Below are 17,867 nucleotides of genomic sequence, written 5' to 3'. Positions count from 1 at the left end.
AAGGACACTTGAGCCGGTAGCGGCCTAGGGGTGGCGGGGGTCGCGCCGAGTGGATGCCGAGCCGCTGGCGACGGCAGGTTTGCCGCCGGGCGCGGGGTTGGCGGGTGTGGTGAGACGGTCGCGGGCGGCAGCGGCGATCTCGCGAGCGCGACCAGGAGTCGGCGCGGGCAGCGGGCGGGTGGTGAGGGTGAACGGTCGCGCGTTCTGCCCGTCGACCAGCAGCCGCGCGGCGGCGTGGAAGGCGTCGAGATGGGTCAGGTCGTGCTCGGACAGCCACGGGCTGGTGTGGCGGGCCAGATCACGCGCGTCGTCGGGGGACACGGCGAAGATGATTTTGTTGCGGGCGTTGGCCGAGATGCCGTCGCGCAGCTCGCGGGAGAGCTGACCGAGGTTCTGGTGCGCGAGGGACAGCGACAGCCGCAGTCCGCGGGCCTCGGCGAGCATGTCCTCGACCGGGGTCGACAGGTTCAAAAAGTTCTGCGCCTCGTCCAGCACCAAACTCGCGTCGGCGCGGTCGGAGGCCGGGATGCGGGCGCGAGCGGTGACGGCCTGCCAGGTGCGGGCGACGAGCAGGGAGCCGACCAGGCGGCTGGTTTCCTCGCCGAGGGATCCTTTCGGCAACCGGGCGAGGCAGATCCCGCCGTGGTCGAGGATGTCGGCGAATTCGACGGTGGACGGGCCGCCCGCGATCGCTGAGCGCACGAACGGCCGTAGCAGGAACGCACGAAGTTTGTTCAACAGTGGGCCGATCAACTGGGCGCGGCCGGTGTCGGTGAGTTGTTCGTAGCTGTCCCAGAATCCCCGCAGCAGTGGGTCGGTGGTGGTGCGGGTGACGCGGTTGCGGAAGGCGGGTTCGGTCAGTAGGCGGGGTAGGTCGGCGAGGGTGGGGGTGCCGGGTTGGGCGCATAGGGTGAGCAGGCTCGCGCGCATGATGTCGTCGGTGCGTGGCCCCCACCATTGGCTGAAGATGCGGTGGAACACGGTGACGAGGTTGTCCACCGCCAAATCCAGGCCCGCGCGCCCGATCCGTCCGATGTCGAGAGGGTTCACACACGGTGGCGGAGCGGTGGAGTCGGCATCGAACAACACCACCCGATCACCGAGGCGGCGCGGCAGCCGCGAGAGCACATCGGTGACGAGGTCGCCTTTCGGGTCGATGACGATCGTCCCGCGCCCGGCCTCGGCGTCATCGAGAATCATCCGCGCCAGCAGTGTGGATTTCCCTACGCCGGTGGGGCCGAGGATGTGCAGGTGATGGCGGGCGTCGGAGACCTTGACCGCGACCGGGCGGCGAGCGCCGGTGTCGGCGACACCGAGGGGTTTCGTGTGGGGACCACTCGTGGGGATCTGGGGCGCGGGGGACAGGGCGCGGGCTCCGGCGCGTTGCAGCCCGGGTAGCCCGTCGTCGGTGGGCAGGTGCGCGATCGAGGCCAACTCAGGCACCGAGAGCACGTCCCCGCGCCCGAGTCGCCGCTCGCCCAGCAGCCGGGCGAGCCGCAGGCGGCGACGTCGCCGGTAGTAGTTGTGGTCGGTGCAGGCCCCGAACACCGTCGCCAAAGCGTCCGTGCGTCCGCGTGCCACCGCCCGCGCCTGGGACACGGCATCAGGATCGGCGTCCGGGGGTAGCGGGATCGAGACCGCGTAGCGCACGACGGTTTCCCAGTGCGGGCCGCGCGCTTTCCCCGCTGCCGCGCGTGCGGCGGCGGTGTATTCCATCGTGGTTTGCCGGTCACCTGTCCGCCCGTCCGCCGCGCCACCGGTGCGCGGGGAACGGGTGAGAGGGCCTGGCGTGATCAGGTTCAACACGTCGCGCAGTAGTGCTCTCACGAACCCGGCCGGTGCCCCGTTGGCCCCGGCGGTGCGGGCGACGCGGCGGCCGGTGACCGGGCGGGCGAGGATCTGCACGCACGCGGCCTGCCTTGGTGCGAGGTCGTCAGCGGCGGTGATCAGGTCCCGCACGAGATCACCGCTGTAGTCGGTGCGCAGTGGCAACCCTTCGCGGCGGCCCAACCGCAATTCACCGCCCGCCATGATCCGCCGGGTGCCGTCCGTGGGGTCGGGCAGCGGTGGTCGGGTGGTCTTGCTGGTGTCGGTGTGCGCGCCGGGCCACGCCGAGGCGACGGCGCGTTCGATCAACCCGGGTGGGATGGCACCGGGGACCCAGAGCCGGATCGCGGCCCCGTCCTCGGGAGTGACGGTGTACTCGAACCCGAGATGCGGTTGCCCCAACAGCAGCCGCGCCCAGGCCGGGCGGAGTTGCCCGATCAGGTGCGACCAGAACGCGAGCGCGCCTTTCGCGTCGACCTCGGGCGGGGTGAGCACGGTGATCTGGCGAGCACGGGCACCCAGCCGGCGGTGCCGCAGCCGCACGAGTGCTCGCGCCGCGGCGAGCGCACCGGCCGCTGCCAGCACGCCCACGATGGCGGCTGGGGACAAGACGGCGTGCTCGATCGTCTCGGCGAGATCACCCAGCCTCGTGCCGGGTGCGAGCAGCATCCGGCCCAGCCATCCCTGTTCGGGACTGGCGATGGTGGTGTTCACGCGGCTACCGCCCCTGCCTGGCCGGGCTGTCCGCTCGTGCCCCAGAACGGGGCGGCCCCGTACTGGAGCTGGCCGCGTGGGCCCTGGGGCTCGGTCCTCGCCGTGGCGAGTTTGCGCAGGATGACGACGTCCTCGTGCGCGATGAGGTGCATGGGTAGCCCGGCGGCGCGCTGTTTGACGATGAAGTCGCGTTGGAAGAAGCTGCTGCGCGCGACGAGGTCTCCCTCGGACAGTCGCCCCAGTAGTGCGACGCAGCGCTCGACGGGGACGAGCCCGGCCAGGGTGCCGCAGGTGATCAGGTGCGCGGGCAGGTTCACCAACTCCGCGTGCTGCCGCCACGGCCGGGCGGTGATGACGACGTGCCCGCCCGGGGCGAGGTATTCGGCGGCACCGGTGAGGATGCGGGTGAACCCGGACAGCAGTCGGCCGAGTCCGACGTTGGCGAGGTTGCCGCGATCCAGGACCGCGCCGTAGCGGTGGTTGGATTTGTGCACGCCCTGCCCAGCGCGCACACGGACATGGCCGTGGACGGAGTCACCGTAGGGCGGAGAGGTGATCACCAGATCCACCCGGCCCCGCAACTCCTGCGGCAACAGGGTCGGGAGTTTGCGGGCATCACCGGTGTAGACAGCGGCATCGAGATCGATCCCGGCCTCACGAGCGAGCCCGATATTGGTGCGCGCCAACTCGGCCCACCGCGCCTCGTACTCGACACCGACCGCGCGACGGCCGGAGTGGAGGGCTTCGACGATCGTGGTGCCGATCCCGCACATCGGATCCAGCACGAGGTCACCGGGACTGGTGTAGGTCGCGACGGCGTGTTGGACGATCGCCGGGAACATCTTCGCGGGATGCTTGACACTGTCGGGGTGGTAGCGGCCCCGCCGTTGCACCGCGGGCGGGGTTTGGGCGGTGGCCCACACAGATACCGGGACAGCGGCACGATCGGTCGTCGCGATGCCGGAGTCGGAGTCGGCGGTAGTGGTGTCGGCGGTGCCGGTGGTGGAGTCGAGAGTCATCGAGATTCCTTCACGAGAGCGAGCGGTCGGCGGCGGGGGCGGCCCGGCCTTGCATGGCGGCGGGGGCGGGGTGCGGGCCGGGGTGGGAGGAGTCAGTCCTGGGCGGAGGGCTGGAGGAACACGAACACGTCGGTGTGCGCGACCACGTGCCGTCGGGCGCTGGGCGCGAGCGCGTCGGCCGCTGCGGTGGCTGTGATGGTGTGGCCGGTGACGGGGACAGCGATGATGTGCTGGAGGTAGAGCAGATCGGCGGCCTGGGCGGCGGCCACCACCGCACCGGCCGGATCGATCAGCACCCCCTCGTCGCTGTGGCGGCAGCGGCCGAGCACAACCAGCAGTCCGCCCATCGCCATCCGCGCCACCGCGAGCCCGGCTACCCGGTCGGCGGCGGCCACCGGATCGAGGTGATCGGCCAGCAGACTCACTACGACCAGATCCACCGGCTCATCGGTGCCGGGATCGGGTTCGCTGACGCCGTGGCGGCCCAGGGCCGCCACCGTCGCCAGCGCCGCCGCCGTGTCGGGTTCGGCCAGATGTAGAGCGCCCCGGGTGGTGGGGGTGGGCCAGCCGATCAACAGCACCCGCCCGCCCGGTACGGAGAACTCGCGCACCGCGCGAGACAAGATCGGTTCGGGCCAGCGGTCGTCGGGGTCGAGGGCCTCGCTCCCGGCGGCCCACAGGGTCGAGGGAATCGCCACCGTGCCCGTCGCGGGCAAGGTGGGGCTGGCGGCGGACCGGAATGGACGCTGCGGAGTTTTCGCGGTCATACGAGGGCGCTCCTGACGGTGGGAGAACGATGTGTACTCGTCTACTTCCGCCGAAAACGCTTTTTCGGGACATCGCCCACCAAAATTTATTTGAATAATTTTTGCGGGTGGAATCGGCAGGCCCGAGGACCGTCTGCCCGACACGGGAGTGCCGATATCGAACCAGGTCGGATCAAAGATTTTTCAGATTTTTCTGGAGGGTTTGCCGAGGATGGTGGAGGTGATATCCGAAACGCACCCGAACCATATCCTTGTGTATATCCACCCAGATGGTTTGCACTATCGCCCGGTGTCTGACCGGTGCGGGACCGTGGATGCCTGATGATTGCTGTGTCCGCTTGGATATGGCTCGGATATGTTTCGGATGCGGTTCGGGTGTTGTTCGGGTGTTGTTCGGGTGTGGTTTGGATATGTTTTGGATATGGGTCTGCGGTGTCCTTGTGAGGTCGGAATCTTTGTTGTTTCCACCGAGCAGGGAGTTAATGGTGACGAATTCGGAGTTCGTGAATTCCTCGGGACCGCGCGGTAAGGCGCGCTCGCCGCTGGGGGTGGTGTTCTCGACGTTCGGCCCGATCGCCGGGCAGCCGGTGCCCGTCGACCCGCGACCAGCACCGGGGCTCGCCGATGGCGAGGTCGAGTCGTGGGACGGGTTACGCGAGCGGCTGTGGGATCGCGGCGTGCCGATCGCTGTGGTCGACGCGATCTGGGTGTGGCTGATCGAGCGATCACGCGCACACGGCCACGATGCGACGCTGGTGTGCGCCGCTCTGGCGGTCCCGATGCTCGCGGGGATGGCCGGTTTGTTCGCCGCGCCGGGCAGCCATCACCGCGACGACTTCGAGTCCGAGGTACTGACCGGGTTCCTCACCCATCTCCGATGCGTCGAGCTGGATCGGCCGGGCGTGTGGCATCGGCTGCGGTGGGCGGCTTACCGCTCCGCGATCACAGCGGTGCGGCGGCAGTTGCCGGTCGTGGCGTCGGTCGCCGACCTCGACCGTGATCTAGGCCCGATGGACCAAAAGAGGCTGCTGATGGTGACCGGGCCGGGCCATCCCGAGACCGTGCTCGCCGAAGCCGTAGCCGCCGCAGTGATCACCACCGAGGCGGCGGAGTTGATCGCGGTCTCACGATGGGAATATCGCACGCTGACCTCGCTGGCCGCCGAAGGCGGGAAGTCACTGTGGAAGCTGCGCAAACAACGCCGACGCGCCGAAGCCCGACTCGTGACCTGGCTGACCGAACGCGCCCTCGATACCGGTCGCACCAGCATCGTCGAAGCCCACGCCATGAACGCGCTCTCACTCGCCGAGGGCACCGGGCCGTCGCAAACCCGAGTTCGTCAGCCAGGACAGCACTCGCCTGCACCGGCACACTCGACCACCGGGCACGAGCAGGTGCGCGCATGCGCGTGACTCGACTCCCCGACATCGATACAACACTCACCTGCCGCGTGCGGCGCGGGCGTGTCCGGTGGTGGCCGAGGATCCTCGCGACCGCTTGCACGGTAGCGGTCGTGCTGATGCTGGCGGCCGGGACGGCGGCAGCCACACCACCACAGCCGCCGGTGCTGGCGATCGCGTCCTCGCTGGACCAAGTGCTCGACAACCTGCGCAACTGGCTGATCGGCATCCTCGCCGCCCTGGCGACGGTCTGCCTCACCGTCGCCGGAGCACGCTATCTCATCGGGGCGGGTGACCCGGCCGAGATGGAGAAGGCCAAGAGCGCCTTCCGCGCGGCGTGCCTGGGGTACGCGCTGGCGATGCTGGCCCCGCTGATCGTTGCGGTCCTCCAATCGATCGTCGGAGCCTGACGTGAGCGCCCCACTACTCGCCCGCCTCACGCCCGCGTTCGGGCTGCGGGCATTGCGCACGGGCCGCACCACCGCGGCCACGGTGGCGGTGGTGCTCGCGGCGGTGCTGATCACCCTCACCGGTGTGACGAGTGCCGCCGCGCAACCACCACCACCGACGCCGCCCGTGCCGGTGCCCTCGGCTCCGGCGACACCCGCACCCACCACCACGACACCGGCTCCGAGTTCGGCGGTGCCTCCCTCGCGCTGGATCACGCCTGCACCCACCACCAGCCCGGCCTCACCCGCCCCAAGTGTTCCCGACTCGACTGTCCCGACGCCGGCGGACTCGCCGGGGTCGGGACAGGGGGCTGGCGAGTGCGGGGTGAGCAACATCTCCGGCTGCGTGGCCAAGGCGATCGACGGGTTCTTCCAGCGTCTGGTCGACTCCGCGCTCAACCCGCTGCTCGAATTGGTGTCGCAGACCCTGCTCACCACGCCCGAGCCGGGCGATCTGCCGCAGGTCGGCGCGTTGTGGACGCAGTCGTGGCAGCTGGTGCTCGCGATGTACGGGCTGGTGGTGACCGCGGCCGGGGTGCTGCTGATGGTGCGCGAAACCCTGCAGACGCGGTGGTCGTGGCGAGAGCTGACGGCACGACTGGTGGTCGGGTTCCTCGCGGCAGCGATGAGCATGGTGATCGCGACCGCGGCGATCGGGTTCGCCAACGCCCTCGCCCAAGCCCTCGCCGGTGACGGTGTCGACTCCGACTCCGCTGCCGCCGCGTTGACCCAGCTGGCGGCATCCGGCGGCACAGCGCCGGGGACCTTCACGATCCTGCTGCTGGTCGCGCTGGTGGTGATGTTGGTCGTGCTGCTGGTCTCCTACGTGGTGCGCGTCGCGGTCACCGTCATCCTGATCGTGGCGGCCCCGCTGGCGTTGATGTGTCACGCCCTGCCCGGCCTCGAGATGGTGGCGCGCTGGTGGTGGCGATCCTTCGCCGCGTGCCTGGCGATTCAGGTGGTGCAGTCGCTGGTACTGGTGACGGTGCTGCGGGTGTTCCTCACCCCGGGCGGATGGAACTTCTTCGGCCCCACCGCGAACGGGATCGTCGATCTGATCGTCGCGCTCGCATTGATGGGTGTGTTGATCAAGACCCCGTTCTGGCTGCTGTCGGTGTTGCGGATCGGCCACGGCCGCACCCTCGTCGGCTCGATCGCGCGCAGCTACGTCGTCTACAAAACCTTCGGCCTACTCAAAGGCGCAGGGCGCGGGCGCGGCGGTGGGGCCACACCTGCCCAGCTACGGCAGCGCAGGCCGCGCACCGCCGCGACCGGGCCACCCGACCCGTACGCGCGGGTGCGCGCCACCCGCGACGGGCAACTGATGCTGCCCCTGGAGGGCGTGCACCGAGTCCGGCGGCAACCTTCCCTGGCCTCCGCGCAGCCCACCACTGCGCCGAAAACCACGGGTCGCACGTCGCGCGGGAGGCAACTCGCGTTCGACTTCACCCCACCCGACCCCTACCGGGGGATCCGTGCCGGGCGCGGTGGCCAGTACCCGCTGCCGATCCCGGTGAGCAGGGTCCGGCCCATGCCACCACTTGAACCTCCACGACCACCGGCCCGCGCGACGGTTCCGCGCAGCCGCCGACCCGAACAGCTCGCGTTCGATTTCGAGGCACCGCCACCGGCCGACCCCTACGAGCGGGTCCGGCCGACGCGCAGCGGCCAGTACCCGCTGCCGTTCCCGGTGACCCGGGTCAAGCCCGCACCGCCACCGCGCATACCACCCCAACCGCCACCAGCGCCGACGCGGGCGGCCGGGCGGCAACTGCATCTGCCACTCCCGGATCTCCCCGTCCGCCGCCGCAGGTCCCGCGCTCCCCGAGGAGGAAAGCTTCAATGACGACGATCGTGCGTATTCCCGCCGATGTCGAGCGCAGTGACCGGCTGCTCGGGCCGTTCACCGCCCGCCAGCTCGCCATCCTCGCCACCACCGCACTCGGGCTGTACTCCGTGTGGATCGCGACCCGGTCCGTGGTCGCGCCGCTGGTGTTCCTGGCCGCCGCCGCCCCGATCGCGGCTGTGGTCACCGTCGCGATCCTCACCCACCGCGACGGGCTCCCCGCCGACCTGCTGCTGTTCGCCGCGATCCGACACCGCTTCCGGTCCCGGCGCATGGTGACCGAATCCGAGGGGGGAGTGCTCACGGCACCGAGGTGGATCACCGACCGCGCCACCCGAGCCCGGCCACGCCCACCGGTTCCGGCAGCACTGTCGGCGCAGGAGTTGCGGCTACCAGAGTCGGTCACCAGCAGCAGCGGCGGTGTCGGGGTCATCGACCTCGGGGCCGACGGGCTGGCCGTCGTCGCGGTCGCGGGCACCCTCAACCTCGCGTTACGCACCCCGGCCGAACAAGACAGCCTCGTCGGGCAACTCGCGGGCTGGCTGCACACCCTGCGCCAACCCGTCCAGATCCTGCTGCGCTCGGCCCGCCTGGACCTCACCGCACACCTGTCCAGCCTGCACACCGCCGCCCAGGACATGTCCCCGGACCTGGCCGCCGCCGCCCACGACCACGCCACACACCTCGCCGAGCTGGCCGCCGGGGAGAACCTGACCCACCGCCAGGTACTGCTGGTGTGGCGAGAACCGATCGACAACCCCGCCGCTACCTCACAGAGGGTGAGGCTGCCCGGAGGTGGCCGGGCTCGGCGGGGCCTGTCATCCGCCGCACGTCGTGGTGCCGAGTCGCGACTGCTGCGTCGCATGAACGAGGCCGCCGACGTCCTCGCCCCACTAGGCGTCACGGTCACTGCCCTCGACGACATGCAAGCCACCGCCGTCCTGAGCGGCTGCTGCAACCCCGAGGGACTCGTGTCGTCCGCCGCTGACGTGGCACCACGCGAGGCCCTCATCACCGCCGCCGGATTCACCGACACCGTCGTCCCGGACCCGTTCGCGCCCGAGGCCGGGGCGGGGTTCGCACCGGAATCGCTGACGATCGGCACCCGCCACCTCGAGATCGGTGGTGATTGGGCGGCGACTCTCGCGGTCACCGGATATCCGCGCGAGGTGACGGCGGGTTGGCTCGCACCGCTGTTGTCGCATCCCGGGCGGGTCGAGGTCGCCGTGCACATCGACCCCGTCGACCCGGTCACCGCCGCCACCCGGCTACGCCACCAACTGGCGCGACTGGAATCCTCCCGAATGCACGACGCGAGCCGAGGCCGACCCTCCGACCCGCAGATCGACGTCGCCGTCGAAGACGCCGCCGAGTTGTCGGCGCGCGTGGCGCGGGCGGAGGCGCGGCTGTTCCGGGTGGGGGTGTATCTCACCGTGCACGCCGACTCCGAAGCGGAGCTGGCCGATGAGGTCGCCGCCGTGCGGGCGCTGGCCGCGAGCCTGCTCGTGGATACCTGCACCCTCGCCTACCGCGCCGCCCAAGCCTGGGCCACCACCCTGCCCCTCGGGCTGGATTTGATCCGGGTGCGGCGCACCTTCGACACCACCGCGCTCGCCGCGGCATTCCCCTTCGACTCCCCGCAACTCCCGGTCACCGACCCGATCCAGGCTGCCCGCCCCCAGGGTGTGCTCTACGGTCGTGACGCCGCATCGGGATTGTTGTTCGTGGACCGGTTCGCCCCCGAAGCGCACAACCACAACATGGTGGTCCTCGGGCGCAGCGGGGCGGGCAAGTCGTACCTGGTCAAAACCGAGATCCTGCGCTCGCTGTATCGCGGCATCGAGCAAGTGGTCATCGACCCCGAAGACGAATACCGCCGCCTGGCCGAGGCGGTCGGTGGCACCCACATCCGCCTCGGTGCCCCGGGCGAGCGGCTCAACCCGTTCGACCTGGAAATCCACACCCGCCCCGACGGCCGCCGCGCCGCCCCTGCCGATGCCCTGACACGACGGAAGCTGTTCCTGCACACCCTTGTCCAGGTCCTGCTCGGTGACCAGACATCCGCCCAGCGGGCTGCTCTGGATGCAGCCCTGGCAGGTACCTACGCCGCCGCCGGGATCACCGACGACCCCGCCACCTGGACACAGGCCGCCCCGACGCTGAGTGGGCTACGCGACCAACTGGACAGGCTCGCCACACCCGCCGGAGGGGAACTGGCCGCCGGATTGCATCCCTTCGTCGGCGGCGGAGCCTATGCCGGGCTGTTGGACGGACCGACCACCACCGACCCCGAGGGTGGGCTGGTGGTGTTCTCGCTGCGAGAACTACCCGAAGAGTTGAAGACGATCGGCACCCTGCTGGTGTTGGACGCGACATGGCGGCGGGTGTCGAACCCGGCTGATCGGCGGCCCCGGATGATCACCGTGGACGAGGCGTGGCTGCTCATGCGCCAGCCCGCCGGAGCGCAATTCCTGTTCCGGGCGGCGAAGAGTTTCCGCAAACACTGGGCCGGTCTCACCGTCGCCACCCAGGACAGCGCCGATGTGCTCTCCACCGAGTTGGGGCGCGCGATCGTGTCCAACGCCGCAACCCAGATACTCCTGCGTCAGGCTCCCCAGGCCATCGACGAGGTCGCCGCCGCGTTCCGGCTTTCCGACGGCGAACAACACTTCCTGCTCTCGGCCGCACGCGGTAGCGGTCTGCTCGCTGTCGGGGGCACCGACCGCGCCGTGTTCGGATCGCTGGCCTCACCCACCGAAAACGCTCTGATCACCACCGATCCCAGCGAACTCGCCACCACAGGCGATGACGGCGACACCGATATCGACATCGACATCGACACGCTGGCACCGCTGCCTCCACTCACCGAACCCGGCGACGCCGGGACCGCTACTGCAGACCTCGATGACGACCACGATGTCGACAGCGGGCAAGAGTTATTCCTCGACGGGCGGGCGGCATGAGCCCGGATTCGCCACCCCCGCGCTGCCGAGCAAAACCTCGACCACCCCACGCCCCTGCGCGCTGTCGCACGAGAATAACTTCCCGGTCGCCCACGCGCGGCGCTGTCGCCGATCGCGGGAACCCCATTCCGCACCCCCGGTGGGCTGCACCACACCTGACGCCCGGACCGGAACCGGGTCACGCCGCCCGGAACGCGCGCCTGCCGCCATTTCGCGGCGCGGCCGGTTACCGCGATGCCCGACCCGGAATCGGCGGCGCTACAGCCCCGACACGAGTCGCGCCGAACAACCAGCCCCTCACCCCGCACGGTGATGCAGGGCATCACGGTTCGCTTGACGACAGCCGGTGTAGGGAGCGTTCATGGACCCGCATTCGGGCACGGCGGGAACGACACCGACACGGAAAAGGAGACGAAATCACCTACACAACCACAAGAACTCGACTTCCCCACATCACCGAACACCACCCCACCGGACCCGTATGCACCCGGCCCCACACCGCCGCCTGAAAGGGGAACCCCGATGCCCGACCACGAACCCACCACCCCCGCCGACACCAGCACGCACCGCAACCAGCGTGAGGACTGGCTCACCACCGCCGAACTGGCCCACGAATACAAGTTCACCGTCGGGACCCTGCGCTACTGGCGGCACATCGGCTACGGCCCCGCCTCCTTCGCCCTCGGCCGCAAGATCGTCTACCGCCGCACCGACGTCGAGGCATGGATCACCGAACAGGAACAACGGACTCGACGCGGCGGCACCGCCGCCGCCTAACGGGCGACCCTGATAACGCAGCTGGCCCCCGTCGGTTTGTCCCGCTGTTGACGCAGCGGGCGACGGAGGCCAACACCACTACACCCTCCAAAGGAATAGAGGCATGGTCCAGACTAAACGTGGCCGCCCGGAACTCGACCCCGGCACCGTCCCCGAACCGAACCTGAAACCGCACCCGAGCCTGCCGGGTGTGTGGACCGCAGCGGGACGGCCCCGCGATTGGAACGGCAACTACAAGCGCATCACCCGCTCATCACCACCGGAAACCGACAGCCGGGGCCGGACCAAACCGGACCGGACCGGCGAACGCGCCCGCCGCGCCTTCATCGACGCCGCACAGGAGTGGATCGATTCCTCGGTCACCCTCGCGGGCACCCTGACCAAACGCTCCACGCTCGCGGAGGCGTGGGCCGCGTACAAGGACGATCTGCGCAAACGCGGACGCCTGGAAGAAACGATCAACAACTACGAACCGATGATGCGCGACACCCTGACCCCCAAATACGGACGTCGCGAAATCGGCCTCATCAACACCGCCGTCATCGAAGACATGCTCGACTATGTAGCCCGCGAACGCGGCGGCAGCGCGCCGCGCATCTTGAAGGAGAACATCCTGTCCGGGATGTTCCGATTCTGCATCCGCGTCGGCGCACTCGGACCAGGAAACCCCGCCAACCCCGTCCGGGAAGCGTTGCTTCCCAAACCCAGTAACTTCCAGCGCCGCCGTGGCGGTGCCGCATTCATCGACACCGCGACCGTCGCACACATCCTGATCGACGTCTACACCTCCACCGCACCGTGCCCCACACTCGACAAGCGAGAAGGCAAACGGGCATGGAAACAACGAGTGCCCACGGTCGCGCAGTACTGCGAAACCCACGATCTGGCCGATTGGGTGGTGTTCGTCGCGGCGACCGGATGGCGGCTCGGCCAGACACTGGGCGTGTGCGAGTCCGACATCGACTTCGACACCGGGATCCTCACCCCACGAGGGGCGGTCCGTTCCCGCGACGGCTCGGCACAGGTGTGGACCGACTACACCACACACGATGCCGAAGACCTGAATCAGGGCAAGTTCATCACCAAGCCTGTCCAGCTCCCGCAAGTGGTCCTGGATATGCTAGCTACCCGGATACGCCGCTTGAAGAAGGTCCGGTTGGCGTTGCCACCACGCCCGGAGAACGCGGACTGGCCCGACGACCTGTTGTTCTTCGATCTGGACGACGGCGGGCCACGCAACCTCAAGAGCATGGGCCGACGCTGGCGGCGAATAGCCGCAGCGCTTGGGCTGCCCGACGCGGTCACGCTCCACAGCTTGCGCAAACACCTTGGTACCGAGGGCATCTCGGCCGGACTCGACGTGACCAAGGTCGCCGACCAGCTAGGCAATACCTCCCGTGTACTGCGCAAATCGTACGTGCGACGGCACCAGCCACACGCCGACGTGACCGCACTCATCGGCGACAAGCTCGGTCCCGCACTCAACGAGGTCGCACGCCGCCGCTCCAGCTAGAACTGAAATGAGGGTGGCACCGCCAAGCGGTGCCACCTCTCCCTCCCATTTTTGCACTGTGAGCGCAATCTGGGCTGTGGCATGCCAGCCACCGATACGGCACGATCTGACGCGCAAAGACCGATCTCAATCAGGTTGAAGCGCAACAGATCTAACCGGCGATAGAACCGACCGCATCGAGGAAGCGGCTGAACGCGACCCGGAAAGCCTCATTTTGAAGCCGCACCAGTAGGTGTCAGTTTGGGTGTGTCCGCGCGGAGTACGCCAGGCCAGGGATTGACAACCGGCTGCCACCGCGACAGGCGGAATTGCGGCAACTCCGATGCGGCGCAATGGAGTCGAAGCACTGCCGAACCGAAGACGCGGCCACACGAAGTACTGCATGTACGCGAAGGTCGCGGGCCGGGCGCCGGCGCCGCCATCCTAAGCGCGGCGCTCTGGTGGCTGCACACCGACCGCCCCGCACGCCTATGCGCGGGATTCGTCGCCGTCTTCCATCCAGATAAAAGCCGCCGCGCAGATGCTCGCGCGGTTCTGACCGCCACCACAAGGCGAAGCAAGTGAAACCGAAACCCGTCGACAGACAACAGGCACTCTCGCTGACCGTGCACACGAAGCACTACCGCTCAGGGCGATTACGCGATCCTCGTTGTCAGTGGCCACCTAGATCATCGCCGCACAGCAGCTTTCGTCGGCGAGAAAGAGATCATGCCGCGCTACCCTTGCCCCTTCACCAGCTGCCCGAAGAGCAATTGTCAATTCCTGTGTTGTGTCCTGAACGCGAAAGAGGAGTGTAGGCAACCGATCTGGAGCGGTGCTGCGTGGGCGATGGAGGTTGGCCCTTCGGAGTCGCCCTGCAGGGGGAGGCTCCAAACCGCCTCATGCTGCGTTGGTTGAAGACCGTCGTGGTGAACGATGAGGAAAAGGCGCCGCAAGAGGTGTCAGGTGGGGATCGGGAAGACGAGCGTGAGCGAATCGCTGATGACGTGTCGAAATTGACGAATAAGACATCAAAACCGAAGCTTCACAGGTGTTTCGGGATGAGTCTGGCGGGAGCCTGTTGACTGGCCAGGTGGTGTCCGGCATTCAGGCGATGTGAGCCCGATCCGCGGCTTCTGCGTGGAACTGGAGAAGGCGTGGGGACCCCTGCGGGTCCCTTGTCCCGCAGGATTGGCCGCCTGCCGTCGTCCCCTCGTCGCAACCGGTCGAGCACGGAGGCTAGTGCCAACTAGCCTGTCGATCCAGTGACAAACGCACAGCCTCGCCCGCTGACAACTACCAGCTCAGCCTTGACGGTCGATGAAAGGTACGGCGCTTCGTCACACGCGCCTCGACGGGAGAAGCATGTCCAGATATGCGACCTCATGTGTGGTAGATTTTCCGGACATTGCTCAGCGGCTCTCACGAAAGGCAGGTGCGGTGGCCCTCCTGTACAGGCAGCACCTTGCTCAACCCGACCCCGACCCCCTCCAGCGCTTCGATCTGTCCGAATCGGAAGTCCTTGAGGACATTATCCGGCGCGCACTCAACGACGCTGAGGGAGCGCACCCGCTGTCTCCGCCAGGGACCGCGGGGCAGCGTATGCACCAGGCCACCGTCGCCTACTTGCGTGAGCTTCTGATCCCGCGCAAGTGGAAGATCGACCAAACCGACGGAGTCGCCCGGACAGTCGCCGTTGAGCGCTGCATCGCGATCATCGCCGCTGCGGGCAACGAATTCACCGGCCTGCCCGGAACCGACGATCGCTTCACCACGAAGTGGCCCAAGGGGTCATGCGCGCTCAACAGTGTCCGCTACGTCGCCGAGGGCTTCGACTCGATCGACTCCAGCTTCCCGAGCTCGCCCAAAGTCGAAGGTTGCTGGGACATCTGGTACCTGATCCATCGGATCGTCGACGGGGAAGTTCGCGTCGAGATCAGCAACCCGAGCTATCTCGACAAGCGCGACTACCCCTCAGGCTGGCGAGAACGAATCATCCTCAACCCGCTCCAGCTGAATCCCGAGGTCGACATCTATCCCGATACTGACGAACCCGACGACGGCCCCGAGGTTCCGGTTCTTCCCAAATGACCATGCCAACAGATGAATTCGCCCCCTCCCGGCTCGCCTTCGCACGACGGCGAGCCGGTCAGGCGCGCACCCATCTGGCATCGACACTCGGTGTCTCCGACAAGACGATTCAACGATGGGAGAAAGGAACCGAAGAACCCTCTCCCGAGAGACGAGTCGAACTCGCACGCGCACTGAACGTACTGCCCGAGTTCTTCAGTCTCAGCGAGATCGATCCCCTCGAAGCCGACGCCATCAGCTTCCGTGCCCTCAGCAAAATGACCGCCCGTGAGCGTGATCGCGCCAGATCGGCAGGCAAGCTCGGCGTCGAAATCATGGAGTGGATCGAAAGTCGTTTCACCCTACCGGCCAACGATGTGCCTACCTTCCCGGACTGGGACCCCGAAGTCGCGGCCGAGACACTGCGCGCACGATGGGAACTCGGCACTGGACCGCTGCGCCACATTCTCGCCACGATGGAACTTCACGGTGTCCGTCTGCTGAGCATCGCATCCGACTTCCGGGACGTCGATGCCTTCAGCTTCTATCACCGAAGCACGCCGTTCGTCTTCCTCGACACCAGCAAGTCCGCCGAGCGACTCCGGTTCGACGCAGCGCACGAGTTGGGACATTTGTGCGTTCACTGTGAGCACGCCATACCGCACGGAAGAGAAGCCGAGCGGGAAGCCAACCAATTCGCGAGTGCTTTGCTGATGCCCCGCAATGACGTTCTGGCGTCGGGATTGCGCAATCCCACAGTGTCGCAAATCATCCGAGCCAAGACTCGGTGGAGTGTGTCGGCGACGGCGCTTGCTCACCGACTCCACGACCTCGGACTGATAACCGATTGGCAATACCGGTCCACCCTGGTCGAACTGAGCAAGCGCGGATTCAGGTCGGCCGAACCCGGCTCGACGGTCACCAAAGAGTCATCGCAGGTGCTGAGCAAAGTTCTCGCTGCCCTCCGAGGACAAGGGCTGACGACCCGGCAGATCGCGGCGGAATTCGGGCTCACCACCGACGGGTTCACCGAGTTCATGTTCGGTTTGGCGATGACGTCCCACTCCGGCGACGGAGCACGGTCATCGCTGAAAGATGCAGCGCGTCCCAAGCTTTCGCTCGTGCCCGAGAATGCGCGTCTATAGCCAACAACCCGAGCGAACAAACCCGCCGAAGCCCGCGGCACGACAGTGTCCAGCGCTCTGAGGAGTTGCGACAGGCACTGCTCTGCGACACACGAATCCGCGAGGGCGGTCAGATCACATTATCGTGCCGTCCACGCTGCTCCGGACAAACTCATCAGGAGAAGGGTCATGGCCACCGACAACCATGTACGTTCCAGTGATCTCGTAATAGTTCGCGATTTTAGGTACGACAAATATTGCGAATTCCCATACCTGGGCCGTAAGCGTGGATATCGCTCCGATCTTGCCATACTGTTCACAGAAGCCGAACGAAATTACACGAAGACGAGGTCTGAGTACAGCGCAACCGTCCTCGCGCTACGGGATCGGCTGGAGCTTCAAGGATTCACCGGAGAAAAATCGCTGAGCGAGTTCTATGCGGCTGTCAATAAAGCGAACGACGATGCAGGAATCACCATCTTCGGGACCCCCGCATACGACGCAGATGACCTGCTGGGTAAGTTTAGGATGTCGGTGAACTGGAGCGACAGTAGGGCGCTCGGCCGCAGGACGCCGTTCAACTTCCAGGCTCCTCAGTTCGGTTTTCCGCAATCGATAGTCGGCCAAATGACACGGCGTTCCTTTCTTCGTCTTCTGTTGGATCAGGTCGATGACCCTATGACACCGGTGATCTATTGGCTACGGCACTACGCCGACGTCGATACGGTAAACGTGCCCATTACGGATAATGCCAGAGAATCGAGACGGCGCGTCATTGTCGCCGACGCGCCCATTGTCGTCCTGACAGAAGGTTCCAGCGACTCTCAATTGCTGTCAGCTGCAATCGAGGTGACACATCCACACCTCAGCCATTATCTGAGATTCATGGACTTCAGTGGCGGTGCTGCCGGTGGTGTCGACAATCTAGCGAAGCTCGTACGATCATTCATGGGATCAGGTATCGCCAACAGGGTCCTGGCATTGGCAGACAATGACACCGCGGGTCGTGATGGTCTCTCCAAACTCGCGAAGGAAATTCTACCCGAGAACTATCGACTTTGTCATTATCCACCAATACCACTTCTCAAGGACTATCCGACGCTAGGACCTCAGAATCCTACGCCGATTCCGATGGATATCAACGGCCTCGCAGGTTCGTTGGAAATGTACCTAGGTAAAGAGCTATTGTCGGTCGACGGCCATTTGGTTCCCGTGCAGTGGTACGGGTACATCCCAGGGCAGAGCGCATATCAAGGCTCACTTCCAAGTGCTGACAAGAAACGAGTTCAAAAGGATTTTCGAGAAAAAGTGAAGAAGGCATTGGAAGATCCGGATGCACGTATGACGCAGGATTGGAGTGGGGTCGAGGCAATAGTGGAAACAATCCTGGAAGCTTTCGTCTAGCATCGGAGTAGGTGA

12 protein-coding genes are annotated in these 17,867 nt (G+C 66.8%); 9 read left to right on the top strand and 3 right to left on the bottom strand.

Annotation, left to right across the window (positions count from 1 at the left end):
* Nucleotides 1-24 precede the first annotated feature (24 nt).
* The 3 genes from NA5_RS17070 to NA5_RS17060 form a co-directional block, all read right to left on the bottom strand.
* Entirely contained in the window at nucleotides 25-2,541 is a 2,517-nt protein-coding gene (locus NA5_RS17070) for a type IV secretory system conjugative DNA transfer family protein (protein ID WP_062987098.1), read from the bottom strand.
* A complete protein-coding gene (locus NA5_RS17065; RefSeq protein ID WP_062987096.1) occupies nucleotides 2,538-3,560 on the bottom strand; it encodes a TRM11 family SAM-dependent methyltransferase in 1,023 nt (340 codons plus the stop codon). Before NA5_RS17065 ends, NA5_RS17070 begins: the two co-directional genes overlap by 4 nt.
* 92 nt (nucleotides 3,561-3,652) lie before the next feature.
* Nucleotides 3,653-4,327 carry a hypothetical protein gene (locus NA5_RS17060; RefSeq protein WP_062987094.1) on the bottom strand — a complete coding sequence of 225 codons (675 nt, stop codon included), beginning with the start codon at nucleotides 4,325-4,327 and terminating at the stop codon, nucleotides 3,653-3,655.
* Between the two features lie 485 nt (nucleotides 4,328-4,812).
* Between NA5_RS17060 and NA5_RS17055 the strand changes: the two genes are divergently transcribed.
* From NA5_RS17055 to NA5_RS17010, 9 genes are all read left to right on the top strand, one after another.
* Complete coding sequence (locus NA5_RS17055) at nucleotides 4,813-5,739, top strand: hypothetical protein (RefSeq protein WP_157110465.1); 927 nt, start codon at nucleotides 4,813-4,815, stop codon at nucleotides 5,737-5,739.
* A gap of 107 nt (nucleotides 5,740-5,846) precedes the next feature.
* Nucleotides 5,847-6,137, top strand: a complete 291-nt coding sequence (locus NA5_RS17050; RefSeq protein WP_245672267.1) for a pilin — start codon at nucleotides 5,847-5,849, stop codon at nucleotides 6,135-6,137.
* A 1-nt stretch (nucleotide 6,138) separates the two neighbouring features.
* Entirely contained in the window at nucleotides 6,139-8,022 is a 1,884-nt protein-coding gene (locus NA5_RS17045; RefSeq protein WP_062987090.1) for a TrbL/VirB6 family protein, read from the top strand.
* On the top strand, nucleotides 8,019-10,985 hold the full coding sequence (locus NA5_RS38825; protein WP_063813433.1) for a PrgI family protein: 2,967 nt from the start codon (nucleotides 8,019-8,021) through the stop codon (nucleotides 10,983-10,985). Before NA5_RS17045 ends, NA5_RS38825 begins: the two co-directional genes overlap by 4 nt.
* 522 nt (nucleotides 10,986-11,507) lie before the next feature.
* A complete protein-coding gene (locus NA5_RS17035) occupies nucleotides 11,508-11,762 on the top strand; it encodes a helix-turn-helix transcriptional regulator (RefSeq protein WP_084484195.1) in 255 nt (84 codons plus the stop codon).
* A gap of 103 nt (nucleotides 11,763-11,865) precedes the next feature.
* Nucleotides 11,866-13,275: a site-specific integrase gene (locus NA5_RS17030; protein WP_062987088.1), complete on the top strand. Its 1,410-nt coding sequence runs from the start codon at nucleotides 11,866-11,868 to the stop codon at nucleotides 13,273-13,275.
* A gap of 1,419 nt (nucleotides 13,276-14,694) precedes the next feature.
* A complete protein-coding gene (locus tag NA5_RS17020; RefSeq protein WP_157110464.1) occupies nucleotides 14,695-15,345 on the top strand; it encodes a hypothetical protein in 651 nt (216 codons plus the stop codon).
* On the top strand, nucleotides 15,342-16,469 hold the full coding sequence (locus tag NA5_RS17015) for an XRE family transcriptional regulator (protein ID WP_084484194.1): 1,128 nt from the start codon (nucleotides 15,342-15,344) through the stop codon (nucleotides 16,467-16,469). Before NA5_RS17020 ends, NA5_RS17015 begins: the two co-directional genes overlap by 4 nt.
* A gap of 168 nt (nucleotides 16,470-16,637) precedes the next feature.
* Nucleotides 16,638-17,852, top strand: coding sequence for a toprim domain-containing protein (locus tag NA5_RS17010; RefSeq protein WP_062987080.1), 1,215 nt, complete (start codon nucleotides 16,638-16,640; stop codon nucleotides 17,850-17,852).
* The last annotated feature ends 15 nt before the right edge of the window (nucleotides 17,853-17,867 follow it).

Source organism: Nocardia anaemiae NBRC 100462 (assembly GCF_001612725.1).
Lineage (GTDB): Bacteria > Actinomycetota > Actinomycetes > Mycobacteriales > Mycobacteriaceae > Nocardia > Nocardia anaemiae.
The sequence above is the reverse complement of the archived record's forward strand: the minus strand, read 5'-3'. Positions and strand labels throughout refer to the sequence as shown.

Bases quoted from the DNA above. Each gene is read 5' to 3' on its own strand.
- NA5_RS17015 (WP_084484194.1), top strand. From the start codon at position 15,342: ATGACCATGCCAACAGATGAATTCGCCCCCTCCCGGCTCGCCTTCGCA.
- NA5_RS17010 (WP_062987080.1), top strand. From the start codon at position 16,638: ATGGCCACCGACAACCATGTACGTTCCAGTGATCTCGTAATAGTTCGC.
- NA5_RS17050 (WP_245672267.1), top strand. From the start codon at position 5,847: ATGCTGGCGGCCGGGACGGCGGCAGCCACACCACCACAGCCGCCGGTG.
- NA5_RS17035 (WP_084484195.1), top strand. From the start codon at position 11,508: ATGCCCGACCACGAACCCACCACCCCCGCCGACACCAGCACGCACCGC.
- NA5_RS17030 (WP_062987088.1), top strand. From the start codon at position 11,866: ATGGTCCAGACTAAACGTGGCCGCCCGGAACTCGACCCCGGCACCGTC.
- NA5_RS38825 (WP_063813433.1), top strand. From the start codon at position 8,019: ATGACGACGATCGTGCGTATTCCCGCCGATGTCGAGCGCAGTGACCGG.
- NA5_RS17065 (WP_062987096.1), bottom strand. From the start codon at position 3,560: ATGACTCTCGACTCCACCACCGGCACCGCCGACACCACTACCGCCGAC.
- NA5_RS17060 (WP_062987094.1), bottom strand. From the start codon at position 4,327: ATGACCGCGAAAACTCCGCAGCGTCCATTCCGGTCCGCCGCCAGCCCC.